Raw genomic sequence first — 20,216 nt, 5'->3', positions numbered from 1 at the left:
GGGTACGGGCCCGGTCAGGCGGGCACGGTGGTGCCGTCCTGCGACTTGCGGGGTAGGACGTCGTCGTCGCGGTCGATCGTGTCGATGATCTCGTCGGTGGAGGCCTTGCGCTCGGGCATGAGGTAGCCGAGCCCGATGAACAGCGCCAGCGAGACCAGGATCGGGGTGGACACGGTGACCGCGAGGGTGGCGTTGTAGCCGTAGTAAGCGATCGCGTAGGCGATGAGACCGCCCGCCCACGAGATCAGGGCCGCGCGGGAGCCGGAGCGGCGGAACGCGGGGAGCATGCCGAGCAGCAGCGGCACCGAGATCGGGCCCATCAGGGCGGCGACCCACAGCACCACGATACCGAGCACACCACCGAGTTTCTCGGCCTGCGTGGCCACCGCCATGGTGAGCACGACGAAGATCACCGTCGAGATCCGCGCGGCGAGCAGCCCCTGTGATTCGGTGAAGTTGCGGGCCTTCTTCCACAGCACCGGCATCATGTCGCGGGTGATGACCGCGGAGATCGCGTTGGCGTCCGAGGAGACCATCGCCATGGTGTGCGAGAAGATCCCGGCCAGCACCAGCCCGACCAGACCCGGCGGGAGGAACGTCGTGGTCATGATCGCGTAGGCGTTGTTGGGGTTCGAGATGTTCGGGATCAGCAGCGGGGCGGCGAACATCGGGAACATCATCACCAGCGGCCACACCAGGTACAGGATCGAGGAGAGCCGCGCGCCGCGACGGGCCTCGTAGGTGTTCGGCGCGGCCATGTAGCGCTGCGCCAGGTTCCACATACCGCCGTTGTACTCCAGCGTCTTCACCAGCACGTAGACGAGCAACACGATGGTGGTGAACTTCGAAGTGGTCGGGTTCAGGTGGGCGGGCGGGAGGTCCCCCCACACGGTCCACAGCCCGGAAACGCCGCCGAGCTTGTCCAGCACGACCCACAGCATCACGATCGCCGCGATGGCCTGGATGACGAACTGGCCGAAGTCGGTGAGCGCGTCGGCCCAGAGCCCGCCGACGGTGCAGTAGATCAGCGTGATCGAACCGGTGATGATGATGCCCCAGGTGTAGGGCACGCCCGCGAAGACGTTGAGGATCGTCGCGACCGCGAACCACTTGGCCGCGATGTCGAAGATCTTCAGGAGGCTGCCGCTCCAGGCGAGTGCCTGCTGAGTGGGCACGTTGAAGCGCTTCGCCAGGTACTCGAGCGGCGACGCGACACCGAGCTTCGACCGCAGGCGGTTCCACCGCGAGGCGAACAGCCAGCTGCCGATGCCGACACCGATACCGATACTGGCCATTCCCCAGAAGTAGACGGTGATGCCGTCCGTGTACGCGACGCCCGCGTACGCGACGAACAGCACGGCGCTGTAGCCGGACATGTGGTGGGAGATGCCGGCCAGCCACCATGGCATCTTGCCGCCGGCCGTGAAGAAGTCACTGACCGTGTTGACGCGGCTGTGCGACCACAAGCCGATCACCACCATCAGGACGAAGTACGCGGACACCATGATCCAGTCCAGTAAATGCACCGCTGACTCCTTTCCGCGTTCACGAAGGCCCAGCCCGACCTGTTCACATCCATGAACGGAGTCTGTTATAGTGATTATGTTCATCCATAAGAACGCTGTTCGGGACGCTAATATGGCCGGAGTCACAAGTCAACGGCCGGATGGAGGAGCGCGGATGCCGCAGCAGGAAGCCGCTGTCACGGTGGCGAACGGCGCGCCTGAACCCGCCGGAGTGAAGTCGGCCAGGCGGGCGATCGACCTCATCGAGACCTTCGCCGCGAACGACGTGTGGCTTTCGCTGTCCGATCTCCACGCGCGGACCGGCTTCCCCAGGTCGAGCCTGCACGGCCTGCTCCGCACCCTGCTCGAAGCCGGCTGGCTGGAAGTGGACACCAACACCGCCCGCTACCGCCTCGGCGTCCGCGCGCTGATCTGCGGCACGGCTTATCTGGACCGCGACCCGGTCGTCCCGTACGCGACCGAAGCGCTGGAGCGGATCCGGGAGAAGACCGGCTACACGGCGCATTTCGCGCGCCGCGAGGGCACCGACGTCGTGTATCTGGAGACGCGCGAGTCCCGGCACTCGACGCATCTCGTGTCCCGTGTCGGCCGCACGCTGCCCACCCACGCGACCGCGCTGGGGAAGGCGTTGCTGGCCGAACTGACGCACGACGAGATCGACGGCCTCCTGACCGGAGAGCTGTCGGCGCTCACGCCGAACACCATCACCACGGCGGACGCGCTGCACGCCGAATGCGCGAAGACCCGCGAACGCGGCTATGCCTCGGAAATCGAGGAAGGCAGCCTCGGCGTCCGCTGCGTCGCGGCCGTCATCCCGTACCGCATCCCCGGCACCGACGCGATCAGTTGCTCCATGCCGGTCACCGAAGTCACCGACGCCGACGCCCAGCGCGTCGGCGAACTCCTCGCCGAAATCACCGCGGAACTCGGCCAGCAACTGCGCCGCGCCGGCATCCGCTGACCTGATTCGTCCTTTCCTTCACTGACAAGGGGTTCCCATGGCAGACCAGCGCGTCCTGATCACCGGCTCGGCGGGTATCGTCGGCACCCTGATGCGGCCGCGGCTGCGCCGTTCCGGACGGGTGCTGCGCCTGCTCGACCTGGCCGCGCAGCCCGAAGCTTCGGGCGGCGAGGACGTCGAGCTGATCACCGCTTCGGTGACCGACCCGGAAGCGATGGCGAAGGCCTGCGCCGGCGTCGACGCCGTGATCCACCTCGGCGGGCACAGCCGAGAGAGCTCGTGGGAAGCCACGCTCGACGTGAACATCAACGGCACCCACACCGTCCTCGAAGCCGCGCGTGCCGCCGGTGTGCCGCGCGTGATCTTGGCTTCCAGCAACCATTCCGTCGGTTTCCGCCGCAACGACGAGGCGGGCGCCGACGGCCTCCCCGCCGACTCGACGCCCCGCCCCGACACCTACTACGGCGTCAGCAAGGCGGCCATCGAAGCGCTCGGCAGCCTGTACCACTCGCGGTTCGGCATGGACGTGATCGTCATCCGGATCGGCTCCTGCTTCGAAAGCCCGCTCGTCCTCGGCCCGCGCGGACTCACGACGTGGCTCTCCCCCGACGACGGCGCCCGGCTGTTCGAGGCCTGCCTGAGCTACCCCTCCCCCGGCTACCGGCTGATCTGGGGCGTCTCCGACAACACGCGCCGGATCTACTCGCTCGCCGAAGCCGAGGAACTGGGCTACAAATCGCTCGACAACGCGGAGACCTACGCCGATCAGTTGGCGGACCTGCCCGCGCCGACCGGGGTGGCTGCGGAGTACGTCGGCGGGCCGTTCTGCACCGCGCCGCTGGGGGCGCACAACCCGCTCTGAGATTTCGGCAGCCGGTAACGCGGAGCTGTCAGGGTGACGCCGCTTCGACGGGACTGTGTGGATTTCTGGTCATCTAACGCCCCAAAATCCACACAGTCCCGGCCCGGCGAGCACTCAGTCGGTCATGCGTTCGCCGAGCCTGCGCGCAAGATCCGCCAGTTCGTCATCGGGGACGTCCAAGTAGCCACGCGCAGGATCGAACACCGCGGTCTGCTGCTGTTCGTACGGAACGCCGGGCGGCAAGGGCGCGAGGTGCCAGTGGACGTGCCGGTTGGCCTGTTGGCTGCCCAAGGACAAAACGTAGAGCCGTTCGACAGTCAGCAAGCCGCTCAATGCGCTGCCCGCAAGGTGCACAACACGCTGGATGGCCAAGTACTCGTCGGCGGTGAAGTCGCCGATGGCGTGCTCTCGATGCTTGATCGGCGCGATCAGAAAGTGCCCGAGCACGGACGGGAAACGACTGGCGAAGACCACCGCGTCGGCATCGCGGTAGGCGATGTGATGCGGATAGTCGGGGTTGCCGTCGAGAAGTTCGCAGACGAAACAGGCTCGGCGGGCGAGATCGAGATAAGCGTCGGCCTGCCACGGAACACGGTCGGTCATGCCACCATGCCTACCCGACCTCACCGCGCTCGCCCCTGAACCCGCCCGGCCACCGCCAGCACAAGCGGCGCCGCCACCCAGCACAAGTAAGCCCAAGTACCCGAAGTAACAAACGAAACAGGAATCGAAACCCCGAACACCGCCGCCAGGCACACACTGCGCACCAGGTTCTGGCTGAACGCCCACGGCGGCGTGTCCGGGCGGTAAAGGTGTTCGCGCCGGATCTCCCGGATGATCAGCGCGAACGACGCGGACGCCAGCACCTGCACGATCGCGTACAGGCTGAACCGGGGTGGGAAGGCACCGTCCGCGGTGATCACCCGCGTCGCGAACGGCGTCAGCACCTGCATGAACAGCCAGGCCAGGGTGAGGCTGATCAGACGGCTGTTCAGCGAGCGGACATGGCCGAAGATCTCGTGGTGGGCCCGCCAATGGGCGGCGATCACCACGAAGCTGACGCCGCACGCCAGATACTCCTTGCCGTGGTCCGCGACCGAACTCAGCATCGCCTCGGTGGTGTCGCCGGTGGGGACGGGAAGTTCCAGCGCCAGCAAGGTGAGCGCGATCGCGATCACCGCGTCGATGAACATGGTGAGCCGCTCGGGAGGGGCCTGAGTCGCCATGATGCGGAAATCTCCCTCTGGGTCAGGCGACGGTCGCCGGGCGGAGCTTCCTGGACCACACGGCCAGGATGATCATGACGGCGGGGATGAGCAGGTCGTTGGCGAGGACGCCACCGGTGTTGCCGGGGCTGTGGACGCCGTTGACGAACCACTGGTAGACGTGGCCGACCAGGGCTCCCCAGAGGAACATCCCGGCGCCGAGCCCGATGGTGACGCGTTCGCGCGCGGACGCCGAGGCGGCGCGGAATCCCATGACGGCCAGTCCGAGGTTCGCGAAGGCGATCTCGAACAGGAAGGGCGTCCGCTCGAAGCCGATGGCGGTGGCCATGACCTCCGGGAACGCGAGGAACGCGACCGTCATCCACAGGCTGCCGAAGCCCAAGGCGCCGATCGCCCACCAGCGCTGCCAGATCTCCAGCCGTTCCCGGGTCGTCGGGGCGTGACGAGCCCGCAGGAAGGCCCCGATGGCCGGCACCAGCATCCAGACCAGCGGGAAGGCGGATTGGGCGAGGTAAGAGAAGTTGTCCATGCCTTCAGTCTTACCTAGTTAATATTAACTCGTCAACAATCAGGTATAGTGATCCTCGTGGATGACGGACTCGCAGACCTGTTGCACCGCGTGGTCATGCTGCTGGGCGAGAACGCCCGGCGGCGCACCGAAGACACCGACGGTTTGACCTACAGCCAGATACGGCTTTTGGGCACGCTCGAGGAGATCGAGCCGGCGACGCAGCATCGGCTCGCGCAGGCGCTTTCGGTGTCCGACCCGGCGATCAGCCGGGCGCTACGACCACTCGAGGCGGACGGCCTGGTACAGATCGCCGTCGACCCCGAACACGCGCGCCGACGGCTCGTCCGCCTCACCGAGGTCGGCCGGAAAGCCTTCCACGCCGCCGGAAAACCGCTCTACGACGAGTTCCGCGCCGGGCTCATCGCGGCGGGCTTCCCGTACGAGCGCTACCTCGAAGACACCCTTCGGCTTGCCGAGATCCTCTCCCCCGATCAGGGAACGCGGCGGTGATCCGGAGCCGCCCACCCGTTGATCACGGCGAGCAGCTCGAGATACCGCTCCCGCCGGGGATCGTCGGCGATGTCCAGCCAGGGCAGATCTCGCCGCGGGGCCGCGTCGTACCCTTCGGCGAGGCGTCGCATGAGGGCCCGGAAATCCGGATCCCTGGCCAGCCCGGCGAGTTCCACCCAGGCGTCGACCTGTTCGACCGCGGGACTTTCGGGTAGTTCGGGCGTCATCGAGCGGGCGATCCCGGCGAACCCGGGATGCTCGAGACCGCCGAAGACGGCGTCGAGGAAGTCGTCGATCAGACGGCGGCGCTCTTCCTCGGTCAGCTTGGCAAGATCGTGCATGAGAGTGATCTCCTCGGGAGTGGTTCCGCGCCGGGTCACGGCTTTCAGCACCGCATGACGGAGACGCAGCACGTGGATCTGCGCTTCCAGCGCCCGCAAGTGCGCCTCGGCGACATCGGGAAGGGTGGCTTCGCTTTCGACGACCTTCCGGATCGTGGCCAGGTCGAGTCCCAGCTCACGCAACGTGCGCACGAGCTCCAGGCGCGCGAGTGCGTCGACGCCGTAGCGGCGGTGCCCGGACGCGGTGCGGCCCGACGGGGCCAAGATGCCTCGGTCGGAGTAGAAGCGGATGGTCTTGACGGTCAGCCCGGTCCGCCGGGACAGCTCGCCGATCGAGTACCGGGGGTCGTCCATTCGCCTACCCTCGCACCTCCCCTCGGGGGAGATACAAGGGTGATCACGCGCGTGTCGCGGGCCCCGTCAGGCAGTGCTGCACGAGCGGGCCGAACGTGGCGACCAGCTCGTCGACGGACGACGACGCGATCGGCTCGATGCGCATGATGTACCGGGCGACCGCGAGCCCCAGGATCTGCACGTTGACCATGCCCGCGCGCAGCGCGGCGTCCGGCGTGTCGAGCAGCGCGGCGAGCCTGCCGGTGATCTCCCGGTCGATGAACTCGCGCAGCAGCGCTTCGGACCGGGAGTCGGTGGGAGCCGACCGCGTCAGCATCATCAGCGGCGTGCGGTCGGATTTGTCGAGGTTCTCCACGAGCGTCCGGACGAGGCGCTCGCCGATGGTGTCGAGGCCGCCGTCGAAAAGGGCCTCGACGGCGGGCGGGACATCGCCGGAGATCTCGATCGCGGCGCTGAACAGGCCTTGTTTGGTGTCGAAGAAGTAAAAGACCATCGCCGGGTCGACCTCGGCGGCGGCGGCGATCATGCGCACGGTCGTGCCGCCGTAGCCGTGCTCGTGGAACAGCTCACGAGCGACGCGCAGGATCCGCTGCTTGCTCTCCGCGCCGGACCGCCAGCGCCCGGAGCGGCGGTTGTTCTCGTGTTCCGTCATGACGAGCCGAAGCCTAACACCGCTTTCTTCACCACTCGGTGAAGTTTTCGGTACCGTGTTCTTCATCAGCCGGTGAAGAATGGGGTGACGCCATGAAGGTGATCGTGATCGGCGCCGGTCTCGGCGGGTTGACGCTCGATCCGGCCCATTTCGCGATGGTCGAGGCCACCACGGGAGGACCGCGCGAACAGACGCTGAAACTGTCCGATGTGGACGGAGAGCTCACGGTCACGCTGCGCTGCGGCATGATTCCGCCACCGCCGGTCTGGCCGGCCCGTCCGGTGACGCTCCTCGGCGACGCCATCCACCCGGCCCCGGGCCGTGGACGGCTCGGCCTGCTCGACACGATCGGTGCCTACGAGGACACGATGCGCCGCAACGGTTTCGCGAAGGCGAGCACATGAGCCTGAACATGCTGACCCAGAAGTCGCTCTCGTTGTTCAGCGCGGTGGGCGGCTGGCGCACGGTCGCCGAAGGTGTCGCGTCACGGGTGGTGTTCCTCGTCGCGTACCTGGTGACCGGGCAGGTGCTGACGTCGGCACTGATCACGGTCGGCGGCGTGGTCGTACTGGCCGTCGTGCGGTTGTTCACCGACCGTAAGGTCTGGCAGCCGGCGATCGGGGTGATCGTGGTCGGGGTGTCCGCACTGCTGGCCGGGAATTCCGGCCACGCGGCCGACTTCTACCTGAGCACGATCCTCTGGCAGGCGGGAGGCGGGGTGCTGTTCGGACTGTCCATCCTGGTGCGACGGCCGGTCATCGGGCTGGTGCTGGGCAGGCTACGCGGCGAACGTCAGACCTGGCGGCGTGATCGACGGCAGCGTCGGCGGTACTACCTGTGCACGGCGGTGTTCCTCGCGAAGTTCGCGATCGCCACGGCCGCGCTGGTGCCGCTGTACCTGGCGGGGACGGTGATCCCGCTCGGCATCGCCGCCACCCTGCTGGGTGGTGCGCCCGCGGCGGGCGTTTGCCTCTATCTGTGCTGGCGGATCCTGCGCGAAGAACCGCGAACCGCCGGGTGAGACGACGGTTGCCAGGAAAGGCCCTTTCCTGGCAACCGCGGGTTCAGCCCACCGCGATGGACTGGAACTTCACCTCGATCCGGGGCGGACCCGTCCCGTCTCCGGTCCCCTTCTCGGCGTCCACGCCACCGCGCGCGACCTTGTCGAGTGTCTGGAGGCCCTCGTCGGAGATGCTCCCGAACACCGTGTACTCCGGCGGCAGCGGTGCTTCACCGAAGACCATGAAGAACTGGCTGCCACCCGAGTCCGGGTTCTGTGTCTTCGCCATCGCGATGAGCCCGCGGCCGTACTTGAGCTGGGGGAAGATCTCGTCCGGGATCGTGTAACCCGGCCCGCCCATTCCGGTGCCCTCCGGGTCGCCGCACTGGAGCATCTGCAGCCCCGAAACGCCGAGCCGGTGGCACGAGGTGCCGTCGTAGTAGCCCTGCTGCGCCAGCGAAAGGAAGTTCGCCACGGTGCACGGCGCGAGACCGCGATCCAGGGTCAGTCCGATGTCACCCGCGGTCGTCTTGACCGTGACCGCCGACGTGCCGGAAGCCGGAGTCGGTCCCGCCGTCGGCGGGTTCACCTTCTTCGCCGCCTCCTTGCTGGTGTCCGCCGGGTAGGCGCACTCCGTCGGATCCGCGAGCGGCGTCGTGCGTTTCGGCAGTTCGGTGCGGGCGGACGGGATGTCCACCGGGCTCTGCGTCGCCGTGTCCTGAGTGCTGGACGCCGGAGCCGACGAGGACGACGCGACCGCGTTCTCGCCCTTCGTGTCCGACAGGAAGAACCCTGGCGCCACGAACCCGAGGATCGCCACGACGGCGACCACCACGACGAGTCCCAGCACCCCGAGCCCGACCCACAGCGCCGTCTTGTTCGAAGACGGCGGCGGCTGCTGCGGCGCGCCGTACCAGCCTTGCTGCTGGTAGGGCTGCTGCGGATAAGGCTGCTGCGGGTACGGCTGCCCCGGCTGAGGGCCTGGGTCGGGCGCCTGGCCTTCGGGCTCGCCCGGCTGCGGCGGCTGGGACATCTGTGCTCCTGTCGTCCGGAGGAAGTACGGGAACACTCTTGCGTATCGCCGTTCAGGAGGTCACGGCATCCCCCACGGTGCGCCGTCCCCGTTCGCCGGGACGGGCCGGAGCTCGAAATCCGGCTGGTCGCCCGCACGGTGCACGACGGCCTCTTCACCGCGCCGCAGGTCGATCCGGACGTCCCCGTTCGGCAGCCGCCGCCAGCGTTTCGGCCTTCCCCACCGGTCACGGACGGTCAGCTCGCCGTCGAGATCCGTCCGCAGCACGCAGGGCGCCCCAGCCTCGCTGGTGATCTTGACCCATCGGGTCTTCCCGCCCTGCCGAGAGGCGCTGACCAGGAACGCTCCCTCCGTGCGGAAGTCGCGCAGCGCGGCGTCCGCCCATTTCGCGGGCACCGCCGGGAAGAGCCGGATCACGCCGCCCCAGCTCTGCACGAGCATGTCGTGCAGCGACTGCGCGGCCGAAAGCGGCGTCTCGATCACGGGACCGGATTCCTTGTACATCGTGTTCGGCTGGATGTAGCGCCGTTGCAGTTCGCCGAGGTAGAACTCCGCCTTCTCACCGCGCAGCATCTGCGCCGACATCGACGCGGCGCCGGTGAACGTGTAGCCCTGCAGCGCCCCCTCGAAGCCCACCCAGTGATCGAGCGAGGTCTCGATGATCCGCCGGTGCTCCGGCCGCTCCCAGGTGATCTCGTACAGCGGGTAGATCTGCAGCAGATGCGAGTAGTGCCGATGCGACTTCGCGAACGGCACACCCGCTCCGATCATGTAGCCGTTGGCATCGGCCGGATACGGGACGAGCGTGGCCAGGACCTCCCGCCACCGCCGCGCGAGCGGATCGTCGACGCGCAGTTCCGCCGCCGCCTCCAGCAGGGTCTTGCAACCCCAGCGGATCAGCGCGAGGTCGTAGTTGCAGTCGGGCGCGTTGACGCCGTACTCCGGGGAGAACGTCGCCGGAAGGTGCAGCTTCCCGTCCCTGCCGGGCGCCAGGAAATGGAGGTAGTAGTTGATCGCCTTGCGCAGCAAGGGGAACAAGGTCTCCCGTAGGAGCCGCCGGTCCATCGTGTGCCGATAGGACAGCCAGACGTTGTGCAGCGCCCAGGTGAGGTTCCCGACCTCCGGCGTCGGCGTCTCCTTGCCGGGGATGCCGACCGGGAACCCCGCGTTCGTCCCGACCGCGCCGTTGAGCAGGTTCATGTCCGTCGTACGTGGGATGCCCGCCGAATCGTGCTGGTACGGCTCGGCGACCTGGCTCGTCAGGTTGGCCCGGTACTTGCCGAGCGCGTGGCCGACGGCGTCCAGTTCGAGATGGTTGGAGCCGTGGATGAGCCAGTATTCGAGCTGGACGTTGAGGTTCCACCACGTCGCGGGCCACGGGGTCGGCTCCAGCCACGGCCCGCAGGTCGCCATCACCGGAGCTTCCCGGCGCGCGGCGGAGGCGATCTTGTACAGCTGGATCCAGTAGAAGCTTTGGAGCCGGGTGTCCGGAATGGACAGGAAGCCGTGCCGATAGTAGTCATGCCACCAGCGGCGATGTCCCGCCGTCAACGCCGAGAACGGCTCGGCCCGGCGGACCGTCTTCAACGCCTCTCGCGCGGCGGTCCGCTTCGGAAACGACCAGGCCACGGACGTGTACAGCGTCCGTTTCGAGCCCTGGGCGACCTCGCGCCACGCCGTGACATGCTCGCCGCCCGCCAGCAGGCTCTGGACGGAAAGCCTGCTGTCACCACTGCTTTCCAGCCTCGCGGGCGGGTTGGCGACGTACCCGGCGGGCGGCGGCTTCCCGAACTTCGGATCCGTTCTCGGGCTCACCGCCTCGGCCGGATGGAAGACCCACGCGAAACCGCGCTCCCCCTCGGTCGGCTCGACCTCGACGGCCAGCAACGACTGTCCGGTGTGGACGATCGCCCGCAGCGACAGGCTGCCCGCGGCCGTGGTGATCGTGCCCCTGAGTTCGGCGTTCCAGAGGTCCATCCGCCAGTCGATCCCGGTGATGGCGCCGACCGGTTCGAGGGTGAAATACCCGATCGGCAGCCGCGCGAGCCCGAACAGGGAGCCGAACTCCGGCCGGTGGTCCTGTACCTCGCTGTGCTGGACGTTGAACCGGACGGCGTTCCGGCCGGGTTCGGCGTAGATGCCCGAGCCGAGGAAACCGTTGCCCAGAAAGGGGCCTTCGTACCAGGTCTTCGGCATCCGGCGCCAGATCAGGTCGGCCGTGCCGAGGAAACCGGGCCAGTCGAGGCCGCCGAGCGCGAAGTCGTTCTCCACCGCCGACGCGGACGGCGTGAGGCCGGCGGTGGCCACACCTGCCAACGCCCCGCCGAGCACCGTCCTGCGAGTGATGTCCATGCTCAGATCCCCCAAGCCGGAGTTCCACGGTCACCGGGCACGTCCCGCGGCTCCGGTTCCGGACGCGTGCCGCGCCGCGAGACGACGGCCGTCCCGCCACGGCGGAGCGGAATCGAGATCGTGCCGGGATCCGTTTGACGCCAAGGAAGCCGTCGTCCGCGCGCGTCGCGGACCTCGATGTCCCCGGGGATCCCGTGCCGCAGGACGAGCGGCTCCCCCGCCTCGCTGTGGACACGGATCCATTCGGTCACGCCGTTCCGCCGGGACGCGTCCACGAGGAACGCCCCCTCCGCGCGCAGGCTTTCGAAGGACGCGTCCGGCCACGTCGACGAGACCGATGGGAAGACCTTGAGCACGCCGTGATCACCCTGCAAGAGCATGTCCACAACGGACTGCGCGGCGGTGATGGGACTCTCGATCGCGAGGTTCGCCCCCTCGCGGTACATCGTGTTCGGCGTCAGCTGGGTGTTCGCGACGACGGTTCCGTCGAGGAAGATCTTCAGATAGCGCAAGGCCTCCTCGGGCTCGTCCATCACGGAACTCATCGACGACGCCGCCGCGAAGCTGTAGCCGTGCCATTTCTCCTGCGCGCTCGACCAATGCGCGAAGGTCCGGCGCATGATGTCCCGGTCGCCGGGACGGTCCCAGAGTTTCTCGCGCAGCGGGTAGAGCCAGAGCAGATGCGAGAAGTGCCGATGCGATTCGGCCAGCGGGACGCCGTCGCCGATCAGCACGCCTTGAGCGGGATCCTGGTGGTACGGCACCAGTTTCTCGCCGATCTCCCGCCACGCCGGCACCCGCGGATCGTCGATCCGCAGCTTGGCCGCCGATTCGACAAGAGTGCGCGCGGCCCAGCGGATCAACGACAGGTCGTAGGTGCAGTCGGCCGCGTCGGCGTACTCGGGCGACCTCGTCATCGGCAGATGCAAGGCGCCGTCCGGGCCCGTCGCGAGGAAATGCCGGTAGTAGTTGAGCGCCTTGGCGAGCGTCGGATACAGGACGTCGCGCAGCACCCGGTGGTCCATGCTGTGCCGGTACGCGAGCCAGACGTTGTGCAGGCCCCAGATCAGGTTCCCGGTCTGGTCGTTCTTGGTGGCGGGCCCGGGGATCCCGACCGCACGGGTGCCGCCGGGCCGCAGCCGCCAGTCGCCCGGATGCGAAAGCGCGTACGTTTCGCCGTCCCGGTAGGCGGGAGGTACCGAGAGTTCGAGGTTGGCGTGGTCGCGGCGGAAGGTCGCGGTGACGGCGTCGAGTTCGGGATGGTTGCTGCTGTTGACGATCGGATAGGTGACCTGGACGTTCAGGTTCCACCACACCGCCGTCCAGCTGTTGCCGACCTCCGGGAACCACGGCCCCCATTCGGCGACCACCGGGCCGTCCGCGCGGGTGGCGCACGCGGTCTTGTACAGCTGGATCCAGTAGAACCGCTGGATCCGTTTGTCCGGAATGGACACGAAACTGCGCCGGTAGAAGGCGTTCCACCAGCGCCGGTGCCCGGCGACGAGCCGATCCGGGTTCGCCGCCGACGCCCGATCGACCCTCGTGATCGCTTCGGCGGTGTGCGTCGGCTCGGGGAACCCGTACGCGACCGTCGCCGCCAGGAGCCGTCGCGTGCCGATGGTCCGCTCACGCCACGCCGTCGTGTACCCGCCACCCGCGTGCAGCGGCTGCTCGCAGTACCGGACGGCGCCCGCGCTGCCGAGCTTCGGATCGGGATTGGCCGTGTACTCGGGCGGTTTGCGGATCGTCCGCGTGGTCGCCGACGTGAGCGGCGTGAACCCCCAGTCCGCCGCCGCCTCCCCGGTGAGCGAGACGAGGAGGAGGTCCTGGTCGTTGTGGACCAGCGCGGAGAAGCGCACCGAGCCGCGAGTGGTGGTGATCGTGCCGCCGAGTTCGGCGTTGTACAGGTCGAGATGCCAGTCGACCGCCGTGATCGCGCCCTCGAAGGTGAGGGTGAGGTAGCCGATCGGGAGCCGCGAGTACCCGATACCCGCTTCCCACTGCCCGCGCTGGTCCTGGACGCGCGAATGGCTGAGCATCACCTTGAGGACGTTCGGCTGCGCCCCCGCGTAGAACTGGACGCCGAGGAAGCCGTTGGCGAGGAACGGGCCCTCCTGCCAGCCCGTCGGCATCCGCTTCCAGACCATGCGCGCGTCGTCGACGATCCGGCGGTGGACGTCTTGTCCGGCGAGCGCCGGTGGCGCCCCCTGAGCCCAGAGGCCACCGAGCGCCGCCGCCCCGGCCGCGACCCTCAACATCGATCGCCTGGACAGCTCGGCCATGGGTCGCCTCCAGATTCATACTACGTTTACCGCAGATCAAGTCCTGGCGACCGGCATGTTTCCAGAGATAGTCGCGCTTTGGCCACCCCCTTCACTCGCGCAGCGGTACAGACATCCGATGTCTCACCGGACAATTCATTGCTTGTTGAGCAAATTCGACCGCCGCGTTGGCACGCCACGGAGTTGAAGAACGTTCATCGAGTTCGCGGCGTCGTACGCGGCGACGAGCTCGGCGGCGACCTTGCCGGGCTCGGATCGCAACCGGCTGGGCAGGGTCTGGAGTACGAGGATCCCCTCGGCGGCGTACCGGCTGTTCCTTTCGAGAGTGCCGGCATACTGCTCCCGCGCGAAGTGGAAGTCGTACGAGTCGACCTCCCAAGCGAGCCGGACCTTCTTGAAGTAGCCATCGGGGGTTCCGATGTAGCGGCCGGATGCGTCCCGCAATTCGTGGTTCCACAACGGCTCCGGGAGCCCCGTTCTCCGCCAGACCGCCATCGCGTCGACCTCGGCCACCGACCGCGCTCCTCGCAGGACGTCGCGCAGCACTTCACGCGGCAGCGCGCTACCGCGGTCACTTCCCGCTTCGAGCTCCCTGATGAGAACCTCGGGATTCAACCTTCCTCTTTGGACCGCTTCGGTCAGCAATGCCCGGACCGGGTCACGCGCGCTGAAGCGACGGCACTCGTCGAGAACAGCCCGGAAGAGGGGCGCCATCGGCACTCCATCCACGACGACGGGCCGGGGCATTCGCGTGGTCCGCTCCACGGTGACCGAGCCGACGCTGCTGACCTTGCAGGAGTCCGGTATCAGAAGATGGATCCCGTTCGCCGCGATTCCCGATCCTCGCAAGCCCTGACGACGGCAAGCTTCGAGACCGGTGACGAGTGCCTGCGGCCCGCCGTAGAGCAAGGCCCCATCGACCAGCTGACGCCTGGTCGGCTTACCCGAACCGAGCAGCAGCACTCCCGGAAGCAACCGCTGCCACGGCTGCCCTGGCCGACAACGCCGATAACACGTCTTCCTGGGAACGCCGAACTCCACCAGCCGCGCGACGGTGATAACACCACCGCGACTGAGCTCCCACAGAGCCTCGCGTTCGCTTCGCCATTCGCCGGTTCGCACCACATACGCGATCGTGGATCTACCGGCCCGCTCCGCGCCAGGCCCGATCCGCTCCCCTGTGGACAACTCGCCCCGTCGGCGTCCCCTGTGGACAACTCGCGAGGTGTTCCCAATGTCGCATTTGGGACGCTGAGCGTCTCAAATGCGACATTGGGAACCTTCACGCGGGAGGAAGTGGAGGCAGCGCCAAAGCATCCAGCCAAGCGTCGAAGAAAGAAGCAAGCGAACGCCCGGCAAAGCGTTCGGCGAGCGCAACGAACCCGGCTGTCGTCACCAGACCGTGCCGGTTCTCCACCGCCCAAGCCTTCACCAGCGGGAAGAAGACGGCGTCGCCGACCGTACAACGCAAGGCGTGCAACAAAAGCCCACCCCGCTTGTACACTCGCTCGTCGAACATCCGCGCCACGCCGGGGTCGGCGAGACGCAGGTCCGCGGGCTTCGCCTTCATCCGCGCGTGCCACGTCTTCGCCCACGCGTGCGCGCTCTGTCCGCCGGATTCCTCGGACCAGAGCCATTCCGCGTACGTCGCGAAGCCTTCGTTCAGCCAGATGTGCCGCCAGTCGGCGACGGTCAGGCTGTTGCCGAACCACTGGTGCGCCAGTTCGTGGACGACGAGGCGTTCGTGCGTGCGCCGCCCGTCGACGTGGTTGGCGCCGAAGATCGACATGCCCTGCGCTTCGATCGGGTCGTCGAGGTCGTCGTCGGTGACGACGATGACGTACTCGCCGAAGGGATAAGGCCCGAACAACCGCTGCAGCGACTCCATGATCTGGCCCTGCCGCCCGAAATCGCGCGAGAAGGCCCGGCGCAGGCGCGGCGGCACGGCGGCCCGCTGCGGGACACCGCCGGAGGCCAGCACGATGTCGTCGTACCGTCCGATTTGGACACTCATCAGATACGTCGGCGTCGGCTCGGGCCGTTCGAAGACCCACTGAGTGGTGCTCGCGCGCGTGTACCGGGAGACGAGATTCCCGGTCACGGCCACGAGATACGGCGACGACGTCGTGAGCGCGACACGGTACGTCGCCTTGTCCGCCGGATGGTCGTTGCACGGGAACCACGACGGCGCCCCGACCGGCTGACTCGCGACGAGTGAGCCGTCGGTCAGTTCGTCCCAGCCGATGTCGCCCCACAGCCCCGGAAGCGGCCGCGGATTCCCGACGTAGTGGACCTCCACCAGGAACTCGCTGCCGAGCGCCAACGACTTCGCCGGCTTCACCTGCAGCTTGTGCGCGCGGCGCGTGTACTTGGCCGGTTTCCCGTTGACCAGCACCCGGTTGATCCGGAACTCGCCGAAGTCGAGCGTGAACCGCGACAGCGCCTGCGTCGCCTCCGCGGTGATGGCCGCGGCGGCCGACAACCGGTTGGGACCGATCTTGTAGTCCAGCTCCAGATCGTAGTGCCGGACCCGGTAACCGCCGTTACCGTGACGGGGCAGATAGGAGTCGCCGGAGGTTTCCGCGCCGGGCGAGGGCTGCACGGATGCCTTCGAAATCACCCGGGAAGAACCCCGCTTTCCTACTTCGTCCAGGCCGAGATGGGATTACCCAGCCAGCGCGAGTCGGCGGGAACCGCGTCGCCCCGGGTCACCAGGGAACCAGGTCCGACGGTCGTCCGCGCGCCGATGCTCGCGCCAGGCAGCACGATACCGTGTGGCCCGAGCGTCGCTCCCTCGTCCAGGGTCACCGGCGACATCGTCATGATCCGGTCGTGGAACAGGTGCGTCTGCACGACACAGCCGCGGTTGATCGTCGCGCCGTCGCCGAGGCTCACCAGGTCCGACTCGGGCAGCCAGTACGTCTCCAGCCACACGCCGCGCCCGATCTTGACGCCCATGGTCCGCAGCCACGCCGGCAGCAGCGGCGTGCCGCCGAGCGAACCGATCAGCCACGGCACGGCGAGCGCTTCGACGAAGGTGTCGGCGAGCTCGTTGCGCCAGACGAACGAGCTCCACAAGGGATGGTCGACCGCGCGGAACCGGCCGACCAGCAGCCACTTCATCGCGGTGGCGGTCAGCGCGGCGACGGCGCCGGCCGCGAGCAGCAGCGGCCCGCCGAGCAGCACCGCGACCAGGAAGCCGAACGACGACGCCAGCGCGAAGATCCCGGCGGCCACGAGCACGGTCAGCGCGACACCGCACATCACCGGCACGATGCGGCAGAGTTCGACGAGCGCGCGGGCCGCCTTCAGCCGCAGCGGCGGCGTGAAGGTGCGGCTCGTGTCCGCCTCGCCGACCGACCGGCGGACCGGCAGCGGCGGCATCCCGAGGTACGACGAGCCCTTCTTCGCCTTGAGCGGGGCCGACGACAGCACTCCGACCAGACCGCGTTTCGGCACCGAACGTCCCGGCGCGGCCATCCCCGAGTTGCCGAGGAACGCCTGCTTGCCGATCCGCGCCGGGGCGACGTGCAGCCAGCCGTGGCCGAGTTCGTAGGTGGCGACCATGGTGTCGTCCGCGAGGAACGCGCCACTGTCCACCTGGGTCATCTTCGGCAGCGCGAGCACGGTGGACGCCTCGACGTTGCGGCCGACCTTCGCGCCGAGCATCCGGAGCCACACCGGGGTGAACAGGCTGGCGTACAAGGGGAACAGCCCTTCACGCGCCATGCCCATCAGCCGCTCGGTCGCCCAGACCTGCCACGCGACTCGGCCGTGCACCGGGTGGTAGCCCTCGACCATGCCGATGCTCAGCGAACGGACGCCGACGAGCACGAGCAGGGCGTACGTCAGGAAGTACGCGACGGTCGCGAGCGGCGTGAACAGCAACGCCTGACCGAGCGCGGCGCCCAGCGACGGCGCACCAGAGATCGCGTAGCCCAGCACCGCGACGGCGGGCAGGGCGGCGACGGCGGGCAGAAGCCCCAGTGCGACCGAAGTCGCGCCGTAGACCGAAGACCAGAACCGCGAGCGCGGCGGGCGGCTCGACGGCCACTTCAGCGCGTCCTTGCTGGCACGGGCCGCGGGGGCACCGGCCCAGCGCTGTCCGGCTGGCACATTGCCGCGGACGGTCGACCCGGCCGCGATCTCCGCGCCCTTGCCGATCCGCGCGCCGGGGAACAGCGTGCTGCGCGCGCCGATCCGCGCGTCGGCGCCGATCCGGATCTTGCCGATGTGCACGAGATCGCCGTCCACCCAGTGCCCGGACAGGTCGACCTCGGGTTCGACGGCGGCACCCCGGCCGAGCTTCAGCATGCCGGTGACCGGCGGCGGGGAGTGCAGGTCGACGTCCTTGGCGATCCGCGCGCCGAGGGCCTTGGCGTACGTCGTCATCCAGGAAGCGCCCGCGACACTGTCCGCGCCGCTGAACTCGGCGAGTTTCTCGGCGGTCCACAGTCGTAAGTGGACACTCCCGCCGCGCGGGTAGCTGCCGGGACGAACACCGCGCAGCAGCAGCCGGGAGCCGGTCGCGGAGATCGCGATCCGCCCGGCCGGGCTGAACAGCACGACCCACGCGACGGCGATCCATGCCCAGTTCAGCGTCGGCGCCCAGGCGAACCCGGCCAGCGAAAGCACGTTCGACAGCGTCGCGGCGATCGTCGTCCAGCGCAGGCCGACGAGACCCATCAGCGGGATCATCAGCAGCGACTGGATGATCCCGGCCTTGCGCGGGGTTGGCGCGATGTCCCGGCGTTCGGTCTTCTCGCCGCTCAACGCGTCCAGCATCGACGCGAGCGCGCCGAGCTTCGGGTTGGCGTAGATGTCGCTCACCGACACCTGCGGGTGCCGGGTGCGGATCCGCGCGATCAGCTGGGCGGCGGTCAGGCTGCCACCGCCGTTGGTGAAGAAGTCGGCCTTCGGGTTGTCGACCGAGACGCCCAGGATCTCCGCCCAGCCTTCGGCGAGCCAGCTCTCCGTCGGCGACAGACCGGATTTCGCGGCGTCCACAGTGGACAGCGGCCAGGGAAGCGCGTTGCGGTCGACCTTGCCGGAAGTGCGCGTCGGCAGATCGTCGATCAGGGCCAGCAGCGGGACGAGCGCGGCGGGCAGCTGCTCGCGCAGCCGGGTCGCGGCCTCGTCGTGGTCGAACTTCGTCCCCTCCGCGGGCACGACGTATCCGACGAGCACCTGGTTGCCCGCCTTGGTGCGGCGGACCGCGGCGGCGGCACCCTGCACGCCGGGCAGCGCCTGGAGCGCGGCGTCGACCTCGCCGAGTTCGATCCGGCGGCCGCCGAGTTTCACCTGCTCGTCGAGGCGCCCGAGGAACAGCAGGCCCTCGGCCTCCGCGCGGACCATGTCGCCGCTGCGGTACGCGCGGCGCCAGCCCAGCGAAGGCAGCGGCGCGAACTTCTCGGCGTCCTTCTCGGGGTCCAAGTAGCGGGCGAGGCCGACGCCGCCGATGACCAGCTCGCCGGTCTCCCCCATCGCGACCGGTTCACCCGCCTCGTTCACGACGGCGAGCTGCCAGCCCACCAGCGGCAGGCCGATACGGACCGGGCCTTCGCCGGTCATCTGCGCGGCGCAGGCGACGACAGTGGCCTCGGTCGGTCCGTAGGTGTTCCAGACTTCGCGGCCTTCGACGGCGACGCGTTCGGCCAGCTCCGGCGGGCACGCTTCGCCGCCGAAGATCAGCAGGCGGACGTCTTCGAGCGCGTCGGCGGGCCACAGCGCGGCCAGCGTCGGCACGGTCGAGACGACGGTGATGCCCTGCGCGACCAGCCACGGGCCGAGGTCGACGCCGGTGCGCACGAGGGAACGCGGCGCCGGGACCAGACAGGCGCCGTGGCGCCAGGCGAGCCACATCTCTTCACAGGACGCGTCGAACGCGACGGACAGCCCGGCGAGCACGCGGTCTCCGGGACCGATCGGCTCCTCGGCGAGGAACAGCTGCGCTTCGGCGTCGACGAAGGCGGCGGCCGAGGCGTGCGAGACCGCGACGCCCTTCGGCTTCCCGGTCGAACCGGAGGTGAAGATGATCCAGGCGTCGTCGGTCGGCGCGGGCGAGCCCTCGACGCCGCCCGGCGAGCCGAGCACGGTGATCGCGCCGCCGTCGGTGACGACCGCGGCGACGTCGGCCTCGCCGAAGACCAGTTCGGCGCGCTCCTCCGGATCGTCCGCGTCGACCGGCACATAGGCGGCGCCGACGGACAGGATCGCGAGGATGGCGACGTAGAGCTCAGCGGTGCCGGAGGAGATCCGGACGCCGACCCGGTCGCCGACGCCGACGCCATTGGCGGTCAGCTTGCGGCCGTAGGCGTCGATCTCCTCGACGAGCTTGCGGTAGGACAGCGTGGTCTCGCCGTCGTCGATCGCGCCCGCGTTGGGGTGGCGGGCGGCGGTCTCGGCGAGGATGTCGATCAGGGTGCGCTCGCCCGCGCCGAGACCGGACCAGAACAGGGCGCGGTCGGCGACCGGGGCGGGCGACGGCGCGACGGTGACGTCCGCGACGCAAGCGATCGGCCGTGAGTCGGCGGTCAGGGTCATCGTGAGATCACCACGGGCACGGCGGAACCATGGGCGCGCAAGCCCATCACACACCTTTCGCGA

The 20,216-nt window shown here is 68.6% G+C and carries 17 protein-coding genes; 5 read left to right on the top strand and 12 right to left on the bottom strand.

The annotated features are described in order from the left end of the window. Positions 1–14: 14 nt before the first annotated feature. A complete protein-coding gene (locus tag AJAP_RS14355) occupies positions 15–1,526 on the bottom strand; it encodes a sodium:solute symporter family protein (protein WP_038511622.1) in 1,512 nt (503 codons plus the stop codon). Positions 1,527–1,680: 154 nt separating this feature from the next. Here AJAP_RS14355 and AJAP_RS14350 point away from each other — a divergent pair, with 154 nt between their 5' ends. Both AJAP_RS14350 and AJAP_RS14345 read left to right on the top strand, forming a co-directional pair. Next, positions 1,681–2,487: an IclR family transcriptional regulator gene (locus tag AJAP_RS14350; RefSeq protein WP_037348214.1), complete on the top strand. Its 807-nt coding sequence runs from the start codon at positions 1,681–1,683 to the stop codon at positions 2,485–2,487. Between the two features lie 37 nt (positions 2,488–2,524). Beyond that, complete coding sequence (locus AJAP_RS14345; protein ID WP_038511620.1) at positions 2,525–3,349, top strand: NAD-dependent epimerase/dehydratase family protein; 825 nt, start codon at positions 2,525–2,527, stop codon at positions 3,347–3,349. 114 nt (positions 3,350–3,463) lie between these two features. Here the strand turns inward: AJAP_RS14345 and AJAP_RS14340 are convergent, their stop codons facing one another. Genes AJAP_RS14340 through AJAP_RS14330 form a run of 3 tightly spaced genes read right to left on the bottom strand, consistent with a single transcriptional unit; the run spans position 3,464 to position 5,104 of the window. Next, positions 3,464–3,952, bottom strand: a complete 489-nt coding sequence (locus AJAP_RS14340; RefSeq protein WP_038511619.1) for an HIT family protein — start codon at positions 3,950–3,952, stop codon at positions 3,464–3,466. 20 nt (positions 3,953–3,972) lie between these two features. Next, positions 3,973–4,575 (bottom strand): TMEM175 family protein, encoded by a 603-nt coding sequence (locus tag AJAP_RS14335; protein WP_038511616.1) that lies wholly within the window; start codon positions 4,573–4,575, stop codon positions 3,973–3,975. 22 nt (positions 4,576–4,597) lie between these two features. After that, on the bottom strand, positions 4,598–5,104 hold the full coding sequence (locus AJAP_RS14330) for a DUF6790 family protein (RefSeq protein ID WP_038511614.1): 507 nt from the start codon (positions 5,102–5,104) through the stop codon (positions 4,598–4,600). A gap of 57 nt (positions 5,105–5,161) precedes the next feature. Between AJAP_RS14330 and AJAP_RS14325 the strand changes: the two genes are divergently transcribed. Beyond that, positions 5,162–5,596, top strand: coding sequence for a MarR family winged helix-turn-helix transcriptional regulator (locus AJAP_RS14325; RefSeq protein WP_038523015.1), 435 nt, complete (start codon positions 5,162–5,164; stop codon positions 5,594–5,596). Here AJAP_RS14325 and AJAP_RS14320 read toward each other — a convergent pair. Next, positions 5,578–6,291: a MerR family transcriptional regulator gene (locus AJAP_RS14320; protein ID WP_038511612.1), complete on the bottom strand. Its 714-nt coding sequence runs from the start codon at positions 6,289–6,291 to the stop codon at positions 5,578–5,580. The two genes, AJAP_RS14325 and AJAP_RS14320, sit on opposite strands and share 19 nt — an antisense overlap. 43 nt (positions 6,292–6,334) lie before the next feature. Then, on the bottom strand, positions 6,335–6,943 hold the full coding sequence (locus AJAP_RS14315; protein ID WP_038511609.1) for a TetR/AcrR family transcriptional regulator: 609 nt from the start codon (positions 6,941–6,943) through the stop codon (positions 6,335–6,337). Positions 6,944–7,035: 92 nt separating this feature from the next. Here AJAP_RS14315 and AJAP_RS44525 point away from each other — a divergent pair, with 92 nt between their 5' ends. Next, positions 7,036–7,347 (top strand): hypothetical protein, encoded by a 312-nt coding sequence (locus tag AJAP_RS44525; protein WP_038511607.1) that lies wholly within the window; start codon positions 7,036–7,038, stop codon positions 7,345–7,347. After that, positions 7,344–7,964 (top strand): DUF3159 domain-containing protein, encoded by a 621-nt coding sequence (locus AJAP_RS14305; protein ID WP_038511604.1) that lies wholly within the window; start codon positions 7,344–7,346, stop codon positions 7,962–7,964. The genes AJAP_RS44525 and AJAP_RS14305 overlap by 4 nt, the downstream gene beginning before the upstream one ends. A 43-nt stretch (positions 7,965–8,007) precedes the next feature. Here the strand turns inward: AJAP_RS14305 and AJAP_RS14300 are convergent, their stop codons facing one another. The 6 genes from AJAP_RS14300 to AJAP_RS14275 form a co-directional block, all read right to left on the bottom strand. Continuing rightward, entirely contained in the window at positions 8,008–8,976 is a 969-nt protein-coding gene (locus AJAP_RS14300; protein WP_038511602.1) for a peptidylprolyl isomerase, read from the bottom strand. 60 nt (positions 8,977–9,036) lie between these two features. After that, a complete protein-coding gene (locus tag AJAP_RS14295; RefSeq protein WP_038511599.1) occupies positions 9,037–11,328 on the bottom strand; it encodes a glycosyl hydrolase family 95 catalytic domain-containing protein in 2,292 nt (763 codons plus the stop codon). 2 nt (positions 11,329–11,330) lie between these two features. Then, positions 11,331–13,610, bottom strand: a complete 2,280-nt coding sequence (locus AJAP_RS14290) for a glycosyl hydrolase family 95 catalytic domain-containing protein (RefSeq protein WP_038511595.1) — start codon at positions 13,608–13,610, stop codon at positions 11,331–11,333. A 135-nt stretch (positions 13,611–13,745) separates the two neighbouring features. Continuing rightward, positions 13,746–14,573: a hypothetical protein gene (locus tag AJAP_RS43615; RefSeq protein ID WP_321167121.1), complete on the bottom strand. Its 828-nt coding sequence runs from the start codon at positions 14,571–14,573 to the stop codon at positions 13,746–13,748. A 319-nt stretch (positions 14,574–14,892) separates the two neighbouring features. Next, positions 14,893–16,230, bottom strand: coding sequence for a M1 family metallopeptidase (locus tag AJAP_RS14280; RefSeq protein ID WP_038511593.1), 1,338 nt, complete (start codon positions 16,228–16,230; stop codon positions 14,893–14,895). A gap of 20 nt (positions 16,231–16,250) precedes the next feature. Beyond that, complete coding sequence (locus AJAP_RS14275; protein WP_038511589.1) at positions 16,251–20,153, bottom strand: Pls/PosA family non-ribosomal peptide synthetase; 3,903 nt, start codon at positions 20,151–20,153, stop codon at positions 16,251–16,253. Between the last annotated feature and the right edge of the window lie 63 nt (positions 20,154–20,216).

Source organism: Amycolatopsis japonica (assembly GCF_000732925.1).
GTDB classification, from domain to species: domain Bacteria; phylum Actinomycetota; class Actinomycetes; order Mycobacteriales; family Pseudonocardiaceae; genus Amycolatopsis; species Amycolatopsis japonica.
Note: the sequence above shows the minus strand (reverse complement) of the source record. Positions and strands in the feature narration are given on the sequence as shown.